Below are 17,362 nucleotides of genomic sequence, written 5' to 3'. Positions count from 1 at the left end.
TCCTGGGATGTGTTGAGCACTTGTCCGTACGATAGATGGTCGCCGCCGTATTCGCTACAATCGGCAATCCGCTTTTCTTTTGCGAGAGTCCGGCGATGATCGACCCGCTGACCGAAGTCGTGACGCTGCTGCAACCCGGCGCGCGGCATTCGAAGTACGTGCGCGGCGCGAGCCCGTGGGCGATCAATCGCACGGTCGCCGGCGAGCCGTTCTATTGCGCGATCCTCGACGGCGGGTGCCGGATCGCGATCGACGGGCACGCACCGATCGAACTGCTGCCCGGCGATTTCATGCTGATTCCGGCGGCCTACGGCGTCGCGATGTCGAGCCTCGAACCGCCGCCGCCGGGCGTCGACACCGCGCCGCCGGTCATGCTCGATCACGGCGAATACCGGATCGGCGATCCCGCGAACCCGGTCGACATGCGAATGATGGCCGGCAACTGCAGCTTCGGTTCGCCCGATGCGTCGCTGCTGGTGTCGCTGCTGCCCCGCTTCGTGCACGTACGCGGCGAGCCGCGGCTGACCACGCTCGTGCAACTGGTGCGCGACGAATCGCGCGCGCAACGGCCCGCCCGCGAGATCGTGCTGGCGCGCCTGCTGGAAGTGCTGCTGATCGAGGCGATGCGGTTCACGACCGGCACGCACGCGTCGCCCGGGCTCGTGCGCGGGCTCGCCGACAGCCGCCTCGCGGCCGCGCTGCGCCGGATGCACGAACGCCCCGCGCATCCGTGGACGATCGTCGAACTCGCGAAGGAAGCCGCGCTGTCGCGCTCGACGTTCTTCGAACGCTTCAGCCGCGCGGTCGGCGTCGCGCCGATGGAATACCTGCTCACATGGCGCATGGCGCTCGCGAAGGATCTGCTCCGCCGCAACGAAGGCCGCATCGCGGAGATTGCGGCGCGCGTCGGCTACAGTTCCGCGAGCACCTTCAGCGTCGCGTTCGCGCGGCACGTCGGTCGGCCGCCCGCGCAATATGCACGCGACGAACAGGCGGCGACGAACGAATCATGAACCGCACCCGCCTTCCCTGTTCCGCCGCCTGCAACCGCGTTCCGTCACGCCACGACGATGTGCGAGGCGCGCGATGACGACCGACGCAAAGACCGGCGGCACGACCGACCACTGGCTCGTCGCGCGCCGCGATGCGGAAACCGGCATCGAAAGCCTGCACGCCCATTTCAACGGCCATGCGTACGATGCGCACGATCACGACGACATGCTGGTCGGCTTCACCGAACAGGGCGTGCAACGCTTCCAGTGTCACCGGTCGCTGCATACCAGCGTGCCGGGCCGCGCGATCCTGATCGAGCCGGGCGCGATGCACGACGGCCACGCGCCCGAAGCCGACGGCTTCACGTACGGGATGCTGTACCTGCCGCAGGCGTGGGTCGAGCGCGCCGCGCGCCGGCTGGACCTGCCGGGCCTCGGCAGCGTCGAAGCCACGTTCGGTCATACGCTCGTCGACGATCGCGGCCTCGTCGACGCGATCCGGAACGCCTTCTTCGCGATCCACGACAACGAAGGCCGGCTCGCGCGCGACCAGACGCTCGACCGCCTGCTGATGCGCCTCGGCAGCCAGCTGGGCAGCCCGCTCGCGCTGGAGAGCAGCGCCGTGCCGCCTGCGATCGCGCGCGTGCGCGACCTGCTGCACGCGCACATGGACGGCAACATCGGCCTCGACGAACTCGCGAGCGTCGCCGGCATCGACCGGTTCCGGCTCACGCGGATGTTCCAGCGCGCGTTCGGCACGTCGCCGCACGCGTACCTCGTGCGCTTGCGGCTGCGTGCCGCGCGCAAGCTGCTGGCCGCCGGCCGTACGCCCGCGCAGGCGGCCGCCGACGTCGGCTTCGCCGACCAGAGCCACCTCGGCCGCTGGTTCCGCCGCGCATACCGGATCACGCCGGCCGCGTACCGGCAACTCTGCACAAACGTTCCAGACTGATCGCGCACGACGTCCGATCATGGATGCTCCAACCGGGAGCAAGCATGTTCGATACCAAAGTAGCGCTGATCGTGCGCGACGATCTCGCCGCGTGGCAGAAACTCAACGTGGTCGCGTTTCTCGCGACGGGCGTCGCGGCCGGCGCGCCGGACGCACTGGGCGAGCCTTACGAGGATGCGGCCGGGCGCCGCTACGGCCGGATGCTCGGCCAGCCGATGCTGGTGTTCGCCGCCGATTTGAACGGATTGCAGGCCGCGCACCGTCAGGCGCTGTCGCGCGAGTTGACGATCGTGCCGTACGTGCGGGCGATGTTTTCGACCGGGCACGATGCGGCCAACCGCGCGGCGTTTCGCGCCGAGGACGCGGAGCATCCCGATCTGGTCGGCCTGGCGTTGCACGGGCCGAAGAAGGCCGTCGACAAGGCGGTGAAGGGGCTGGCGTTGCATGCGTGAACGCCGGCATGCCCCGCCCGCCGCCTGCCGGCCGCCGTCGCCGCTCAGCGATGCGCGAGCACGTTGACGAGTTTGCCGAACGGATCGCGCACGTAAAACCGCCGCACGCCCCACGGCTCGTCGGTCGGGCCGTATTCGACGGGCACGCCGGCCGCACGAACGCGCGCGAGCGCTTCATCGACATCGTCGACCTCGATCGACAGATCGGGCGTCGGCGTGCCCGACCCGCCCTGCGACGCGAAGCTGATCTGCACGTCCATCCGCTCGGCATTGCCGTAGGTCGCGATCCAGCCGTGGTCCATCAGCAGGTCGAGGCCGAAGATGTGCTGATAGAAGCGCTTGGCGTCGTCGACGGACCGCGTGTCGACGTTGGCGACGATTCGTTTGACTTTCATCGGATTCCTTGACGATTCGGGCAGTCTCGCGAAGCTACACCGGAATCGCGCGCGCGACCAGCGCGTCGGCGGCCGGCCGTCTTCATGTCCGCGCAGCGCGGCCGCGCGCCGTGCTTGCCGGCCAGCCAGACGCCGATCGCGACGACGACGATGCCGACGTAGGTCGTCGCGTCGATCCGGTCGCCGAACATCCATGCGGCCCATATCAGCGTTACCGGCGGTTCGAGATAGACGAGCGTCGCCACGCGCGTCGCCGGCATCCGCCCGAGCAGCGCCCACAACGACAGATAAGCGATGAAAGTCGAGAACACCGTCAGCCACACGACCGACACCCACACGTTCGGCTGCGTCGGCACGTGCAGGTCGCCCGTGGCGATCCCGCACGCCGCGAACAGCACGAGGCTCACGCAGCCCTGCACGAACAACGGCAGGACCAACCCGTCCTCGTTACTGCGCACGTCGGTCAACGCGCGGCGGCGCTGATAGATCGTCGCGATCGACAGCCCGAACGCGGACACCAGCGGCAGCAGGTACATCACGATCCCGACCGACCCGGCCGGCAGCGCGTATTGCCCGCCGATCACGATGCCCACGCCGACGAACCCGACGACGAGCCCGGCCCACTGGCGCGCTCCGCTGCGCTCGCTGCCGCCGAACGACGCCATCGCCGCCGTGATCAGCGGCTGCAACGCCGCGACGATCGCCGCGATGCCCGGCGGCAGCCCATGCTGGATCGCGGTGTACACGCAGGCCAGATAAAGAAACTGCGACAGGAAGCCGATCACCGCGTGATAGCGGATTTTTTCGAGCGTCAGGCGCCCGATCCGCCGATTGACGACGATCGCGACGCACAGCGTGACGAGCAGAAACCGCCAGAACAGCAGGTTGAACGCGCCGGCCGTCTCCGCGCCGAGCTTGGCGCCGATGAACCCGGAACTCCACGACAGGACGAAAACGAGTTGAAGCAGGAATAGCTGCATGGAGCGACGATTCTCGGAAAGTGGCCGGGGACAGGCGCGGGCCGCGCAGATCCTCCGGGCGAATCGGTTCGAGCCGTTGACCCGAGAATATGGGGCGCTCGATAATTCCGTCAATCGACATTACATGAATCATCGATTCGGAAAAACCAAATCATGCCGCGTACCCTGGACGTCGACCTGCTGCGCACCTTCCACGCCGTCGCGAAGCTCGGCCGCTTCAAGGATGCGGCCGTTCATGTGAACCGCAGCCCGTCGTCGGTCACCGCGCAGATTCAGAAGCTCGAGGAGATGGTCGCGCAGCGGCTATTCACGCGGAACAACCAGGCGGTCGAACTTACGCAGTTCGGCCACAAGCTGCTGAGCGACACCACCGAATTTCTGCTGAGCCACGACCGGCTCGTCGAGTCGCTGTCGCCGCAGATGCTGACCGGCAAGCTGCGGCTCGGCATCCCCGATTCCTACGCGGCGCACTTCATGGCGGAATTCCTGCCACGCTTCGCCGCCGACCGGCCGCTGCTCGAACTGACGGTCGAAGCGCGCTCCAGCGACGAGTTGCAGCAGCTGTTCGCGCGCGGCCAGCTCGACATCACGATCGCCGTGGTACCGAAAGCGCCGCCGCACGCCGAGCTGCTCGGCAAGACCCATCCGGTGTGGGTCGCCGCGCGCACGTTCAAGTTCGATCCCGACGCGCCGCTGCCGATCGCGGTGCAACTACAGGGCTGCCCGTACCGCGACGTCGCATTGAGTGCACTGAAGAAGGCGAAGATCGCACATCGGCTGCTGCTCGAAAGCGCCAGTTCGCCGGCGGTCGAAGCGTGCATCGCGAGCGGCCTCGCGGTCGGCCTGATCGAGCATGAGCGCGTGTCGGGCAACCTGACGAGCCGCGTCGCCGGCATCGTGCTGCCCGATCTGCCGCCGCACCTGGTCACGGTGCTGACCGACGACAGCAATCGCGCCGCGCGGCATCTGCGCGACGTGCTGAAAAGCACGTTCAGGATCGGATAGGGAAAAAGGCCGGGAACCGGTCTTGCAAGCGATTGCAAGCGGACGCGAACAGCCAGGCAAACCGCCGCCGGCCCGTTGCAGGCCGGCGGCTTTCCTGCGTCAACCGCCGAGATACGCCTGCTTGATCCGGTCGTTCGCGAGCAGGTTCGCGCCCGTGTCGGCCAGCACCACGCGCCCCGTTTCGAGCACGTAGCCGCGATCGGCCACGCCGAGCGCCTTGTTCGCGTTCTGCTCGACCAGGAACACCGTGACGCCTTCGTCGCGGATCGTCCGGATGATGTCGAAGATCTGCGCGATCACGAGCGGCGCGAGGCCGAGCGTCGGTTCGTCGAGCAGCAGCAAACGCGGCTTGCTCATCAGCGCGCGGCCGATCGCCAGCATCTGCTGCTCGCCGCCCGACATCGTGCCGGCTCGCTGCGTCGCGCGTTCCTTCAGGCGCGGAAACAGCTTGAACACGTGCTCGATGCCGTCGTCGATCTCGTGACGGCTCGCGAAGAAGCCGCCCATCTTCAGGTTCTCGAGCACCGTCAGGCTCGGGAACACGCGCCGCCCTTCGGGCGAGATCGCCATCCCCTGCCGCATGATCTGGTGCGTCGACATCGCGGTGATGTCGTTGCCTTCGAACAGCACGCGGCCCGACGACGCGCGCGGCGTGCCGCATACCGTCATCATCAGCGTCGTCTTGCCGGCGCCGTTGCTGCCGATCAGCGTGACGATCTCGCCCTTGTTCACCTCGATCGACACGCCCGCGAGCGCCTCGACCGCGCCGTAGTGCGTATGGACCTGTTCCAGCTTCAGCATCACTCTTCCCCCAGATACGCCTTGATCACGCGCGGGTCGTTGCGGACCGCTTCCGGCGTGCCGATCACGATCGGCCGGCCGTGCTCCATCACGAGGATGCGGTCCGACACGCCCATCACGAGGCTCATGTCGTGCTCGATCAGCAGCACCGATACGCCGAACTCGCGGCGCAGCTTGTCGATCAGATGCTGCAGCTCGATCTTTTCCTGCGGGTTGAGACCGGCCGCCGGCTCGTCCAGCATCAACAGGCGCGGCTCGGTGATCATGCAGCGCGCGATTTCCAGGCGCCGCTGGTGCCCGTACGACAGCGTGCCCGCCGGCCGGTTGGCGACCGACGTCAGCCCCATCCGGTCGAGCCACACGGCCGCGCGTTCGAGCGCTTCCTTCTCGGCGTGACGATACGCGGGCGTCGCGAACAGCCCGTGCAGCAGCCCCGCCTTCACCTTGCGGTGCTGCGCGACGAGCAGGTTCTCGACGACGGTCAGCGACTTGAACAGGCGGATGTTCTGGAACGTCCGCACGAGGCCCTTCAACGCGATCTTGTGGCTCGGCAGCCCCGCGATCGCGTGGCCGTCGAGCACGACGTCGCCGCCGGTCGGCTTGTAGAAGCCGCCGACGCAGTTGAACACCGTGGTCTTGCCCGCGCCGTTCGGCCCGATGATCGCGAACACCTCGTCGCGGCGCACGTCGAAATCGATGCCGTCCACCGCGAGCAACCCGCCGAAGCGCATCTGCAGCCCGGCGACCTTCAACAGTTCTGCATTCGCGCTCATTGCGGCAGCTCCACGTGGGGACGGCTCGCGGGCAGCAGGCCCTGCGGACGCCACATCATCATCAACACCATCACCAGACCGAAGATCAGCATCCGGTACTCGGCGAACCCGCGCGCGACTTCCGGCAGCACGGTCAGCAAGATCGCCGCAAGAATCACGCCGAGCTGCGAGCCCATCCCGCCGAGCACGACGATCGCGAGGATCAGCGCCGATTCGATGAAGGTGAACGATTCGGGATTCACGAGGCCCTGACGCGCCGCGAAGAACGCGCCGCCGATACCCGCGAACGCCGCGCCGAGCGTGAACGCCGACAGCTTGATGCGTGTCGGGTTCAGGCCGAGCGAACGGCACGCGATCTCGTCGTCGCGCAGCGCTTCCCACGCGCGGCCCATCGGCATGCGGATCAGGCGGCTGGTCACGAACAGCGTGAAGCCCACCAGCAGCAGCGCGATCAGGTACAGGAAGATCACCATGTGCTCGCCGCTGTATTCCAGCCCGATCAGTTCATGGAAGGTCTTCGCCCCTTCGACGCTCGCCGAGCGCGCCATCTCGAAGCCGAATACCGTCGGCTTCGGAATGCTCGAGATGCCGTCCGGGCCGCCGGTGAGGCTCGTCAGGTTGTTCGCGAGCAGGCGAATGATTTCGCCGAAGCCGAGCGTGACGATCGCGAGGTAGTCGCCGCGCAGGCGCAGCACCGGGAAGCCGAGCAGGAAGCCGAACGTCGCCGCGGCGATCGCCGCGATCGGCAGACACTCCCAGAACGACAGCCCGAAATACTGGTTCAGCATCGCGTACGTATAGCCGCCGACCGCATAGAACCCGACATAGCCGAGATCGAGCAGCCCTGCGAAACCGACCACGATGTTCAGCCCGAGGCCTAGGATCACGTAAATCAGCGCGAGCGTCGCGACGTCCACCGCACCGCGCGAGCCGAAGAACGGCCACACGAGCCCCACCGCGAGCAGCACCCAGATGATCGCGCGCTGCTGCCGCGCGCCCATCGCAGGCGCCGCCGGCAGCTTCACGGCCGCTTTCGCGCGCATCAGCCACGGCTTGAACAACTGGAACAGGAATACCGCCGCCACGGCGATCCACACCGGGCGCCAGTGCGGCGTCAGCACGACCTGGTAGCCGTCGAGCTTCAGTTGCAGCCCGAGCACCGGAATCGTGAGGATCGCCGTCAGGATCGCGGCGGCCACCGCATTCTTCAACGCCTGGCCGATCGAAGCATCGGCGGCCGGGCGGCGAACGGAAATGACTTGACTCATCTGCGTCTCCCTCAAACCTTTTCGATGTCCGACTTGCCGAGCAGGCCGGTCGGGCGGAAGAGCAGGATCAGCACGAGCAGGCCGAACGCGACGACGTCCTTGTACTCGGCCGGCATGTAGCCCGCGGCAAAGGTTTCGGCCAGCCCCAGCAGCACGCCGCCGAGCATCGCGCCCGGGATGCTGCCGATCCCGCCCAGCACCGCGGCGGTGAACGCCTTGATGCCCGCGACGAAGCCGATATACGGATTCAGCTTGCCGATCGTCAGCCCGATCAGCACGCCGCCGACGGCCGCCAGCATCGCGCCGAGCACGAACGTGAACGAGATCACGCGGTTCGTGTCGATGCCGAGCAGGTTCGCCATCTTCATGTCCTCGGCGCATGCGCGGCACGCACGGCCCATCCGAGAATGCGAGATGAACAGCGTGAGCGCGATCATCAGCACGAGCGTCACGCAGACGATCAACAGCCGCGCATACGGAATCGTCACGTCGTAGTCGCCGCCGAGATGGATGTCGAATGCGCCGGAGATCAGCACCGGCACGGACACGTCGCGCGCGCCCTGGCCGATCTGCACGTAGTTCTGCAGAAAGATCGACATGCCGATCGCCGAGATCAGCGGCACGAGCCGCGGGCCGCCGCGCAGCGGCCGATACGCGACGCGCTCGACCGCGAAGCCGTACAGGCCCGTGACGATCACCGACACGATCAGCGCGGCGCCGAGCACGAGCGGCAGCGGATAGCCGGCGGAGATGCCGATTGCGGTCAGGGTCACGAGGCCCACGTAGGCGCCGATCATGTAGATCTCGCCGTGGGCGAAGTTGATCATGCCGATGATGCCGTAGACCATCGAGTAGCCGATGGCGATCAACGCATAGATCGCACCCAGCGTCAGGCCGTTGACCAGTTGCTGGGCGAATTGAGGAAAGAAGTCAGTCATGTGCGGGAAGCTCCCGTTGGCGCTGTGTCGCATGCCTGCGCCGGATCACGGCTGTCGGCCGCGCGCAACGCACGGTGTCGTCTCGGGCCGCCCGTCGGCCGCGCAACGGCCAAATGCGCACGCGCTCCGCCCGGGTGACGGGCAGAGCGCGTGTGCGGGGCGGGTACTCCGTATTACTTGGCGGCGGTCTTCGTCGCGTCCTTGTGCCACGTGTAGACGACGAACTTGAACGCCTTCAGGTCGCCCTGGGCGTCATACGCGACCTTGCCGATCGGTGTGTCGAACGTCGTCTTGTGCATGTACGCGGCGACCTTCGTCGGGTCGGTCGTCTTCGCACCCGCGATCGCGTCGGCGATGATCTTCACCGCGGCGTACGACGGCATCTGGAACGGGCCGTTCGGATCGCGCTTCTTGTCCGCGAACGCCTTCACGAGCGCCGCGTTGGCCGGATCGGCCGAGAAGTCGGCCGGCAGCGTGACCAGCATGCCTTCCGAAGCCGGGCCGGCGATCGCCGTCACGTCCTTGTTGCCGACACCTTCAGGCCCCATGAACGTCGCCTTCACGCCCTGCTCGCGCGCCTGGCGCATCAGCAGGCCCATTTCCGGGTGGTAGCCGCCGAAGTAGACGAAATCGACGCCTTGCGACTTCAGCTTCGTGATGATCGCCGAGTAGTCCGAATCGCCGGCGTTGATGCCTTCGAACAGCACGACCGGGATCTTCGCGGCTTCGAGGTCCTTCTTCACCGACGACGCAATGCCCTGGCCGTACGACTGCTTGTCGTGCAGGACCGCGACCTTCTTCGGCTTCACGTTGTTGATGATGTAGTGCGCGGCGGCCGGGCCTTGCTGGTCGTCGCGACCGATCGTGCGGAAGATGAAGTGACGCTTCTTGCCTTCGGTCAGCTGCGGCGCGGTGGCCGACGGCGTGACCATCACGATGCCTTCGTTCTCGTAGATGTCCGACGCGGGAATCGTCGAACCCGAGCACACGTGGCCGATCACGTACTTGATCTTCTGGCTGACGATCTTGTTGGCGACGGCGACGGCCTGCTTCGGTTCGCACGCGTCGTCCATCAGCACGACTTCGAACTTGTTGCCGCCCGCACCGCCTGCCGCGTTGATCTGTTCGATCGCGGTCAGCGCGCCGGCCTTCACCATGTCGCCGTATTGGGCGACCGAGCCGCTCATCGGACCAGCGATGGCGATCTTCACGGTTTCCGCTTGCGCGGCGGCGGCGCCCGCGGCGAACAGCACGGCGGCGACGGAAATGGACGTAAGACGGGACAGCGTCATCTGGGAGCTCCTCGATGTTGTTTAGTCATACGGGCAAAGGCGGCATGACTTGCGCAATCGAACAGCACCCGGGGCGAGGACATGGGACACGCCCGAGACACATAGAAGACGGAACTCCGGCGGAATGTTGCGTAGCGGGGCCCGGCTCTTGCAGTCCCCGAAGGGGACGTCTGGTTCGGAAAGACATCGTGATGCGTCTTGCATTGCGCAAGCGTTTCGCCTGCCCCGCTTGCCAAATCGCTGGCTCGGAGGGATGGTCCGACAGCTGTTGGCAAGGCAGCCGAAATTATATGGGCGTTTTTCAATCGTCTGTCAAAAATGCCTGTCGATTGAGGGAAAACACGTACGTTTTCGAGATGGGTGGGTAGCGACTGCGGCGCAACCTCGGCGGGGCGAGAACGTTTGCTTCGAGTGCAATCGGGTTGCTATTCGGTACGGGGATCGGGGCGGATTCCTTGCTGGGCGGGGTTTTCAGCGATGGGGGATTCGCGCCGGTGCATTTTTCGAGCTGCCGGCGTCCCGGGCGCTGGAAATCAATCGACTGATGATTGTGGGCGTGCGCACCAGGACCGGGCGCTGCGCGAGGCGGGAAAAATTTCCGTTTATCTAAAAAACTAAACAAGCTGAAAGCTTCTTGATATATCCGTGAAATAATGCGAACTCGTTTCCGCAATCCAGCCAGCCTTCGTGCAAGTCGCGCCCGCCGCGCCTCGCAATCGCTTCAGGGCCGCGCCGACACCCGCTCGTCGCCCAGCAGCCAGCCAGTGATCTGCCGTTTTGTTCAATGCACATCGCCTGCTTCGGATCGCCCATGAATTGCCCCGTCCGCCTGTATTCCGCCGCCGCGATCGCGTGCGCGCTCTCTGTTTCTGCTGCCCGTGCTTCGGGACGCGATACGCTGACCGATCGGTCGGCCAGTGCCAACGTGTTTCGCTCGGAGCGGCGTGCGGCTGCTCGGGAGGATGGGCATGCGGCGCGGATGAGCCGCCGACGCGTGCAGTTCGCCGCGCCTGTCGAACGAAGCCCGTTCGATACGCCGGATACGCGGCCGGTGCGGGTGACAAGCGATGCGCTCGTGGCATCGCCGCCTTCTTTTAAACACGAACCCGATTTTGTCTCGGCTCCGAACCGCGTCGCGCTCGGCGCGGGCGGGAGCGATAGTTTGGGTCGCGTAGTGCCCGCGTATGAGCAGCGCGAGCAGAACTGGAACGAATACCTGCGCGCGAACGGCTCTCGGTCAGTTGGGAGTGGTGGTGCGTATGCGCCTCAGCGGCCGTACGACGCGCCGCATGGTCCGCACGGGATGCCGAATCCGTTCGATCCGTCGGTGCCACAACCGGAGACGCGGACGTTCTACGACAACGGATCGGGGACGAAATGCACGGCTACCGGCGGTGCGGGGACGTCGCGGTCGTCTTGCGATATCGCTTGGTGATGCGGGGTTTCGGGTGGCTGCCGCTTGCGGCTGCTCTACCCTGTCCGGCGCGCTGCGCGATGTCGCGCAGCGCGGCCGCATCCTGCGGCGTTGGCGTGCAGCGCATCGTTCCGCGTGCACGGCGCACACTCAATCATCATCAGTTAAACATTGTCGATTAACCAACACATCAGAGTCAGATCTTCGGCCAATTAAGCTGGCAGAATGTGTCTCTCTTTTGATAGAGTTGTCCATGATTGGCTGGAATCTTATCTGCAGCGCCTCGCGCGACTCGCCTATCAGGTTGATCCGGGCGAAGCAATGTACGGCCTGGATCGAACCACGATTTGACGGTCAATCGTGTGCATGCTTGCTCCTTGAGCTCAGGATTCAGGGAGCGCCAAGATTGAATAACCACGCGTGATATTTCATCTTGTCATGGTCAGTCAAGGTACCTGCAACGAGTTCACGAGCAAAATCCTTCTGCACGTTCATTTCATGATCGACTGGATTTTCAACATTTTCCCCAATCAACTCAAAACTCTCCAAGTAGTCGATCCGATTTATCAGAACCTCGGCGCATGCGACTAGTCGCTCTATCTTATGTTCTGCACACCATTTCATCAAATAAGATAGTCCCGCCAAAAAATCGGTCGCTCCCTGGGCCGCAGCTTCATCATCCATTTCAACAGCATCAGGATCCCAATCAACTTGTTCTAGATCGCTTAGCGGGCTGGAACTTTCGTTTCCATTCCATACTTGATCCAAGTAATTGTCTACTCGTTGCTTGATCCGAGTACTTGTATCCCCAGCCTGCTTCGCAAGGAATTCGAAAATTGACTCGTCATGACCAAGACCAACACAGCACCACACGCCAAAACGGGCAAGGGTATCAAGCTTCCCGCTAGCGAGAACTGATCCGAGATACTCTTTATGCGCCTCGATATCCAACATAAACCCTCTCCTAATCAAAAATCCCGCCAGCTTGGTCTACATGTGGCTGGCATGATGGACACGATGCATTCCGTTGCAGTCCTCCCCAAGAGATACCCCAGCGACTAACTTCGGCGCCTTCAGGAAGATTACGCAATATAATGCGTTCCGCATGGTTTTCGAGCTTGTCAAAACCATCGATAGACTTCTTGCCATAGAAGATGTTTTCTTCCGGCACACCCATCTTCACAAGTGCCTGCCGTTGTGCCGGGCTTAACCTCCCTCCACTTCCCGCCGCAAATAGTTGTGGCTTGCCATTCACCTTCGCTTCGACGATTGATACCGTTGAATTCCGTATTGAGCGTGCATCCCCGCCACCGGCCAAGTTGTGAACTTCCTGTGCTTTACCGCTAAGTTCGCCGCATGCCCAACCCCAGGGATCGATCCACACCAACGGATTGGCAGCGTACTGATAGAGGTTATTCCCTCCCAGCAAGCCGATCGGGTCCGGATTGATAAAGCGTCCAATATCCGGATCGTAAAACCGGAAAGGGTTGTAATGTAGCCCGGTCTCGCGATCAAGATATTGCCCTTGGAAACGCAAATTCTGCGGCCGTGGCACGTGAGTCGACGTTGGTGCGGCTGCTGCTTGAACATCCCCCCAAGCCGGCTGCGGCCGGGTTGGCGCCCGCGCAACCCACTCCTCCTGCACCGCATTGCCCCAAACCTTATAGCGCGCCTGCCAAACCAGCTCGCCCCCAGCGTCAGTCAGTTCCTCCGGCAGCCCCGAAACATCGTTGTGGAAGTAATAAACCGCATCCCGTACATCCGCATCGTTAGCCGCAGCCTTCCCTTGATCGATCCGGGCAAGCGGCACATAACTATTCGACTCGTACAAATACGTCAGCGCTTCCTCGCCCTGACGATCGTGATACGTCTCCTGCACCAGCCGCATGCCGTCCCACAGGAAATCCGTACTGGCGTAACTGCCATTGAGCTTCCGGATCCGCCGGCCGAACGCGTCGTACTCGAAATGCGTCGTCGCGATGCCAAGCCGATCCTTCGTCACGACGGTCTTCAACTGGTTCCAATCGTCGTATTCAAGAACCAGTTCTTTAGCCGGCCCATGTCCACTCAGCTTGCGAACGAGCCGCCCATACGCGTCGTACTCGAAGCGCTTGTCCTCGAACATCTTGAGCCGGTTGTGCTCGACGTAGCCGCCCGGGTGATCGCTCGACACCAGGTTCGCCGCCGCATCCCAGCGAAACACTTCCGACGGCAATCCCGGCCCTGCCGCCTGTTCGATGCGCCCTGTCGGGTCATACCGATAGCTCGTCGTGCCATAACGCTGATCGCGCTTCTGGATCACGTCACCTGCGGCATCGTATTGCCATTGCTTCGCAAGCAACTCACCACCCGCCGTACCGCGCCGTGCAGTTTGCCGCGCACGGCGCCCCACCGCGTCATACCCTAAAAATACTCTTTCAAAACTTCACCATCGAACGACTTATTCCCTGACACTTTTTTACCCAGCAAATAATCAGCATCAAGCTCATTCAGGCCAATACCATTTTTCTTTGCAGCAAAAACAATAGTCAGAAATGGATATGAATAGTAATTTGGATTTTCCATTACATCCCGAACCAACCCGGAATTGACCTCCACAACATTGATTACTCTCGGCAAATAAATACTCGCTACCTTTTCACATATCCATCGACATGCCGATTCAATCTCCCCCTCATCACGCGGCAGATCAATTGCCCCACCGACATTCGGGGAAAATGATTTTACCGTTTCCATAGACGTATTCATTGCCATAACCAAACCAGTTGGTATCCTTGGTCTGTACGGAGGATTTCTGCTCACATAAAAATCCTGAAGGTCAGGTGAATCAGCCGCAGCAGAAAGAATATATCCGTTTGCATTTCTCAGAAATCTGAATCCGATGCGCCCATTACCTGCACCTTCTCGGTCAACAACAATCTCACCCCTCGATACCTTGACATCTCTCTCGCTGATATTTTCCTTTAAAAAATTTTGCAATCTTTTCTCAAATATCTTCTTCAACTCCGCGCTCATCAACACACCTCAATATTTCAGCACGTGAAATGTTGCATCATACGAAGTACCACGCTCACCAAGCACTTCCCCTATATCTCTATTGCCAGTTGCGATTTCGAACTGTCCCGTCTTTCCCGCTGACGGCGTAATTACCCCACCACCGATACCGTCAACGGTATTCGATGGACTCGCCATGTCAAACACACCGGAAGCACTTTGATTTTTGGTCAGACGCCCTGTCCCATGCTTCGCCTCGAAGACGTGATAGTTGCCGTGGTTGTCCGTTGCAACGAAGTCGGCCCGAATACGCTTGCCATTCACCTTCATTGTCACCTCTTCAGCAACGACGTTGAAGCCGTTTCGCTCCAAGTCGTACATCGATTTTTCGCGACCGCGCTTTCCACTCCATTGACTCAGGCAAGTCAGGCCCCACGGGTCAATCCACGCCAGCGGATTCGGCCCATATCGATACTGATTCAACCCGCCTGCCAACCCAATCGGATCCGGGTTGATGAATCGACCGATGTCCGGATCATAGAACCGGAACGTGTTGTAGTGCAGTCCAGTTTCACGATCTAGATGCTGCCCTTGGAACCGTAAGTTTTGTGGCCTCGGCACGTTTGCAGGCGCCCGCGTAGCGGACTGAACTTCTCCCCATTCCGGCATCGATCGCTGCGGCGCCCGCGCAATCCACTCCTCCTGCACCGCATTGCCCCAAACCTTATAGCGCGCCTGCCAAACCAGCTCGCCCCCAGCGTCAGTCAGTTCCTCCGGCAGCCCCGAAACATCGTTGTGGAAGTAATAAACCGCGTCCCGTACATCCGCATCGTTAGCCGCAGCCTTCCCTTGATCGATCCGGGCAAGCGGCACATAACTATTCGACTCGTACAAATACGTCAGCGCTTCCTCGCCCTGACGATCGTGATACGTCTCCTGCACCAGCCGCATGCCGTCCCACAGGAAATCCGTACTGGCGTAACTGCCATTGAGCTTCCGGATCCGCCGGCCGAACGCGTCGTACTCGAAATGCGTCGTCGCGATGCCAAGCCGATCCTTCGTCACGACGGTCTTCAACTGGTTCCAATCGTCGTATTCAAGAACCAGTTCTTTAGCCGGCCCATGTCCACTCAGCTTGCGAACGAGCCGCCCATACGCGTCGTACTCGAAGCGCTTGTCCTCGAACATCTTGAGCCGGTTGTGCTCGACGTAGCCGCCCGGGTGATCGCTCGACACCAGGTTCGCCGCCGCATCCCAGCGAAACACTTCCGACGGCAATCCCGGCCCTGCCGCCTGTTCGATGCGCCCTGTCGGGTCATACCGATAGCTCGTCGTGCCATAACGCTGATCGCGCTTCTGGATCACGTCGCCTGCCGCATCGTATTGCCACTGCTTCGCAAGCAACTCGCCGCCCGCCGTACCGCGCCGTGCAGTTTGCCGCGCACCAGGGCATGTGCACCAGATTCGTTTCGACGGCGCGGCAGTTGCAGACATCGAACGGGACGATCTGCATCGCGAGGTGCTACGGACGCAGGGCAAGCTGACGAGTCACTTCGGATATGACGCGGTGGGGCCTGAACCGTAATGCAGCCAATCGATCGTGCGTTCACCGGAAATCGTCGTGCTGACACGATTGCCGAGTTCGTCGTAGGTGTGTGCGAGCCAGCCGGTCGGCGTGTATTCCTCGACGACTTCTCCGCGCTTGTCGTACTTCAGGCTGACGCGATTCTTCAGCGATGGCCCGCGCGCGGCGACCGTGTACAACTCGGCCGATGTGATCCGGCCAGCCTCGTCATACAGGTATTCGCAAACGCTCGTGCGCGGCTTGCTTCGTCGTCAACCGCCCGATCGCATCACGCTCGTATCGCGTCTCGATCTGTCCATCGCTTACGATCGTGCCTTGGCCGCACACGTCGTACTCGTACGTACGCTTGTGGCCATCGAGACCGATCTGTGCGGAAACGAGATCGCGCCGGTCATACTGAAAGCGATAAGTCTCACGATTCTCATTGGTCAGGCTCGCCAACCGGAACGCCTCGTCATAGCTGAACCGCACGACCCGACCCGCCGCATCCGTGCGACACAAGAGCAATCCACGCGGATTGAGTTCATAGCGCGTGCTGCGCTGGTTCGGATCGATGACCTCAACCAGCCTTCCGGCCGCGTCGTAACGGAACATCTGACGAGCACCATCCGCCGTCCCAATCCCCGTGACCCGCCCCATCGCGTCCGTTTCGTACACGGTAGCCTGCCCCACCGCATCCGTCACCTGCGCGAGCGCACCGCGTGCGTCATACGCGAACCGCGTGACCTTTCCGGAACAATCGGTATATGCGGTCAACTGCGCCCGGCCGTTCCATTCGAGAAACTTGTAGCCGCCACGCGCGTCGCGAATCGTATGCACGAGCCCACGATCGTCGCGGTAAAACTCGGTCGAGAAGCCCGCCGGATCGCGCGTCATCGTCAGGTTGCCGCGCGCGTCGTAACGATAGATCCATCGCGCGTTGGTCGGATCGATTTCCGCAACCGGCAGATCGAAGTGCCCGTTCCATTCGGTCCGTTCGACGTGGCCGAGCGCGTCGATGCGCTGTGTCTGCCGCCCGCGCTCGTCATATTCGAAGCGCGTCGTATTCCCGGCCGGATCAGTCGTACTGACCAGTTGCCGCATCGCGTTCCATTCGAGCCGCCACACGTTGCCTTCAGCATCCGTGTGACTCGTCGGCTGCTGATCTTCGCTCCACGTCCATTGCGTCACGCGCCCGATCTGGTCGGTGATCGTCACCGAACGCTGCGCGAGGTCTGCGTCCAACGTGTAGAGGTAGCCAGCGCCGTTAAGACGGCATGCGCATTAGACATTCGCGCAAGCGCTTAATCAACTCTGGATTTCCAGTGCAATCTATGGGGCGAACATTGTCGAGCGCCGGGACACTCGAATTTATCCACTTCTGTGCAGACTTCGGCCCAGCAACCCAGTAGATCGTATAAGCAAGATCAAGTTGACCATTTAGATCCTTGGCGAGATTCTGGACCTCTGGCAAATCCTTATATTTCGCGAAGAGATCGGAGAACTCCTTCCAACTATCGTCGCCTGCATAATACTGTTCTA

At 62.6% G+C, this 17,362-nt stretch carries 17 protein-coding genes and 1 pseudogene; 5 read left to right on the top strand and 13 right to left on the bottom strand.

Annotated features, from left to right (window positions below):
• The first annotated feature begins 35 nt into the window (after positions 1 to 35).
• From WT53_RS13830 to WT53_RS13820, 3 genes are all read left to right on the top strand, one after another.
• Entirely contained in the window at positions 36 to 1,013 is a 978-nt protein-coding gene (locus WT53_RS13830) for an AraC family transcriptional regulator (protein ID WP_060260253.1), read from the top strand.
• Positions 1,014 to 1,086: 73 nt separating this feature from the next.
• Positions 1,087 to 1,944, top strand: a complete 858-nt coding sequence (locus tag WT53_RS13825; protein WP_034204319.1) for an AraC family transcriptional regulator — start codon at positions 1,087 to 1,089, stop codon at positions 1,942 to 1,944.
• A gap of 44 nt (positions 1,945 to 1,988) precedes the next feature.
• A complete protein-coding gene (locus WT53_RS13820; protein ID WP_034204318.1) occupies positions 1,989 to 2,396 on the top strand; it encodes a DUF2000 domain-containing protein in 408 nt (135 codons plus the stop codon).
• Positions 2,397 to 2,440: 44 nt separating this feature from the next.
• On the opposite strand, the gene WT53_RS13815 is transcribed toward WT53_RS13820, so the two are convergent.
• Both WT53_RS13815 and WT53_RS13810 read right to left on the bottom strand, forming a co-directional pair.
• Entirely contained in the window at positions 2,441 to 2,791 is a 351-nt protein-coding gene (locus WT53_RS13815) for a VOC family protein (RefSeq protein WP_034204317.1), read from the bottom strand.
• 68 nt (positions 2,792 to 2,859) lie between these two features.
• Positions 2,860 to 3,771, bottom strand: a pseudogene (locus WT53_RS13810) (DMT family transporter); the annotation flags it as partial.
• Positions 3,772 to 3,924: 153 nt separating this feature from the next.
• Between WT53_RS13810 and WT53_RS13805 the strand changes: the two are divergent.
• Entirely contained in the window at positions 3,925 to 4,776 is an 852-nt protein-coding gene (locus WT53_RS13805) for a LysR substrate-binding domain-containing protein (protein WP_060260248.1), read from the top strand.
• A 99-nt stretch (positions 4,777 to 4,875) separates the two neighbouring features.
• Here WT53_RS13805 and WT53_RS13800 read toward each other — a convergent pair whose 3' ends face one another.
• The 5 genes from WT53_RS13800 to WT53_RS13780 all read right to left on the bottom strand — a co-directional run bounded on the left by WT53_RS13800 (position 4,876) and on the right by WT53_RS13780 (position 9,848).
• Positions 4,876 to 5,577: an ABC transporter ATP-binding protein gene (locus WT53_RS13800; RefSeq protein ID WP_011694813.1), complete on the bottom strand. Its 702-nt coding sequence runs from the start codon at positions 5,575 to 5,577 to the stop codon at positions 4,876 to 4,878.
• Positions 5,577 to 6,350, bottom strand: coding sequence for a high-affinity branched-chain amino acid ABC transporter ATP-binding protein LivG (livG, locus tag WT53_RS13795; protein WP_034204315.1), 774 nt, complete (start codon positions 6,348 to 6,350; stop codon positions 5,577 to 5,579). Before livG ends, WT53_RS13800 begins: the two co-directional genes overlap by 1 nt.
• Complete coding sequence (locus WT53_RS13790) at positions 6,347 to 7,618, bottom strand: high-affinity branched-chain amino acid ABC transporter permease LivM (RefSeq protein WP_034204314.1); 1,272 nt, start codon at positions 7,616 to 7,618, stop codon at positions 6,347 to 6,349. The genes livG and WT53_RS13790 overlap by 4 nt, the downstream gene beginning before the upstream one ends.
• Positions 7,619 to 7,629: 11 nt before the next feature.
• A complete protein-coding gene (gene livH / locus WT53_RS13785; protein ID WP_034204313.1) occupies positions 7,630 to 8,556 on the bottom strand; it encodes a high-affinity branched-chain amino acid ABC transporter permease LivH in 927 nt (308 codons plus the stop codon).
• A gap of 173 nt (positions 8,557 to 8,729) precedes the next feature.
• A complete protein-coding gene (locus WT53_RS13780) occupies positions 8,730 to 9,848 on the bottom strand; it encodes a branched-chain amino acid ABC transporter substrate-binding protein (protein ID WP_034204312.1) in 1,119 nt (372 codons plus the stop codon).
• A gap of 784 nt (positions 9,849 to 10,632) precedes the next feature.
• On the opposite strand from WT53_RS13780, the gene WT53_RS32340 reads away from it, so the two are divergent.
• Positions 10,633 to 11,283 (top strand): hypothetical protein, encoded by a 651-nt coding sequence (locus tag WT53_RS32340; protein ID WP_080747629.1) that lies wholly within the window; start codon positions 10,633 to 10,635, stop codon positions 11,281 to 11,283.
• Positions 11,284 to 11,652: 369 nt separating this feature from the next.
• Here the strand turns inward: WT53_RS32340 and WT53_RS33500 are convergent, their stop codons facing one another.
• The 6 genes from WT53_RS33500 to WT53_RS34095 form a co-directional block, all read right to left on the bottom strand.
• Positions 11,653 to 12,216, bottom strand: coding sequence for a hypothetical protein (locus WT53_RS33500; protein WP_155294363.1), 564 nt, complete (start codon positions 12,214 to 12,216; stop codon positions 11,653 to 11,655).
• Between the two features lie 10 nt (positions 12,217 to 12,226).
• Positions 12,227 to 13,603: an RHS repeat domain-containing protein gene (locus WT53_RS13775; protein WP_034204311.1), complete on the bottom strand. Its 1,377-nt coding sequence runs from the start codon at positions 13,601 to 13,603 to the stop codon at positions 12,227 to 12,229.
• Positions 13,604 to 13,665: 62 nt separating this feature from the next.
• On the bottom strand, positions 13,666 to 14,277 hold the full coding sequence (locus WT53_RS34110; protein WP_230624748.1) for a hypothetical protein: 612 nt from the start codon (positions 14,275 to 14,277) through the stop codon (positions 13,666 to 13,668).
• A 9-nt stretch (positions 14,278 to 14,286) separates the two neighbouring features.
• The gene (locus WT53_RS34105) at positions 14,287 to 15,750 is read right to left on the bottom strand and encodes an RHS repeat domain-containing protein (protein ID WP_230624747.1); all 1,464 of its coding nucleotides are present in this window, start codon (positions 15,748 to 15,750) and stop codon (positions 14,287 to 14,289) included.
• 54 nt (positions 15,751 to 15,804) lie between these two features.
• Positions 15,805 to 16,020, bottom strand: a complete 216-nt coding sequence (locus WT53_RS34100; RefSeq protein ID WP_179949023.1) for a hypothetical protein — start codon at positions 16,018 to 16,020, stop codon at positions 15,805 to 15,807.
• 28 nt (positions 16,021 to 16,048) lie between these two features.
• The gene (locus WT53_RS34095; protein WP_179949022.1) at positions 16,049 to 17,038 is read right to left on the bottom strand and encodes an RHS repeat protein; all 990 of its coding nucleotides are present in this window, start codon (positions 17,036 to 17,038) and stop codon (positions 16,049 to 16,051) included.
• Positions 17,039 to 17,362 lie beyond the last annotated feature (324 nt).

Source organism: Burkholderia sp. MSMB2157WGS (assembly GCF_001532755.1).
Lineage (GTDB): Bacteria > Pseudomonadota > Gammaproteobacteria > Burkholderiales > Burkholderiaceae > Burkholderia.
Note: the sequence above shows the minus strand (reverse complement) of the source record. Positions and strands in the feature narration are given on the sequence as shown.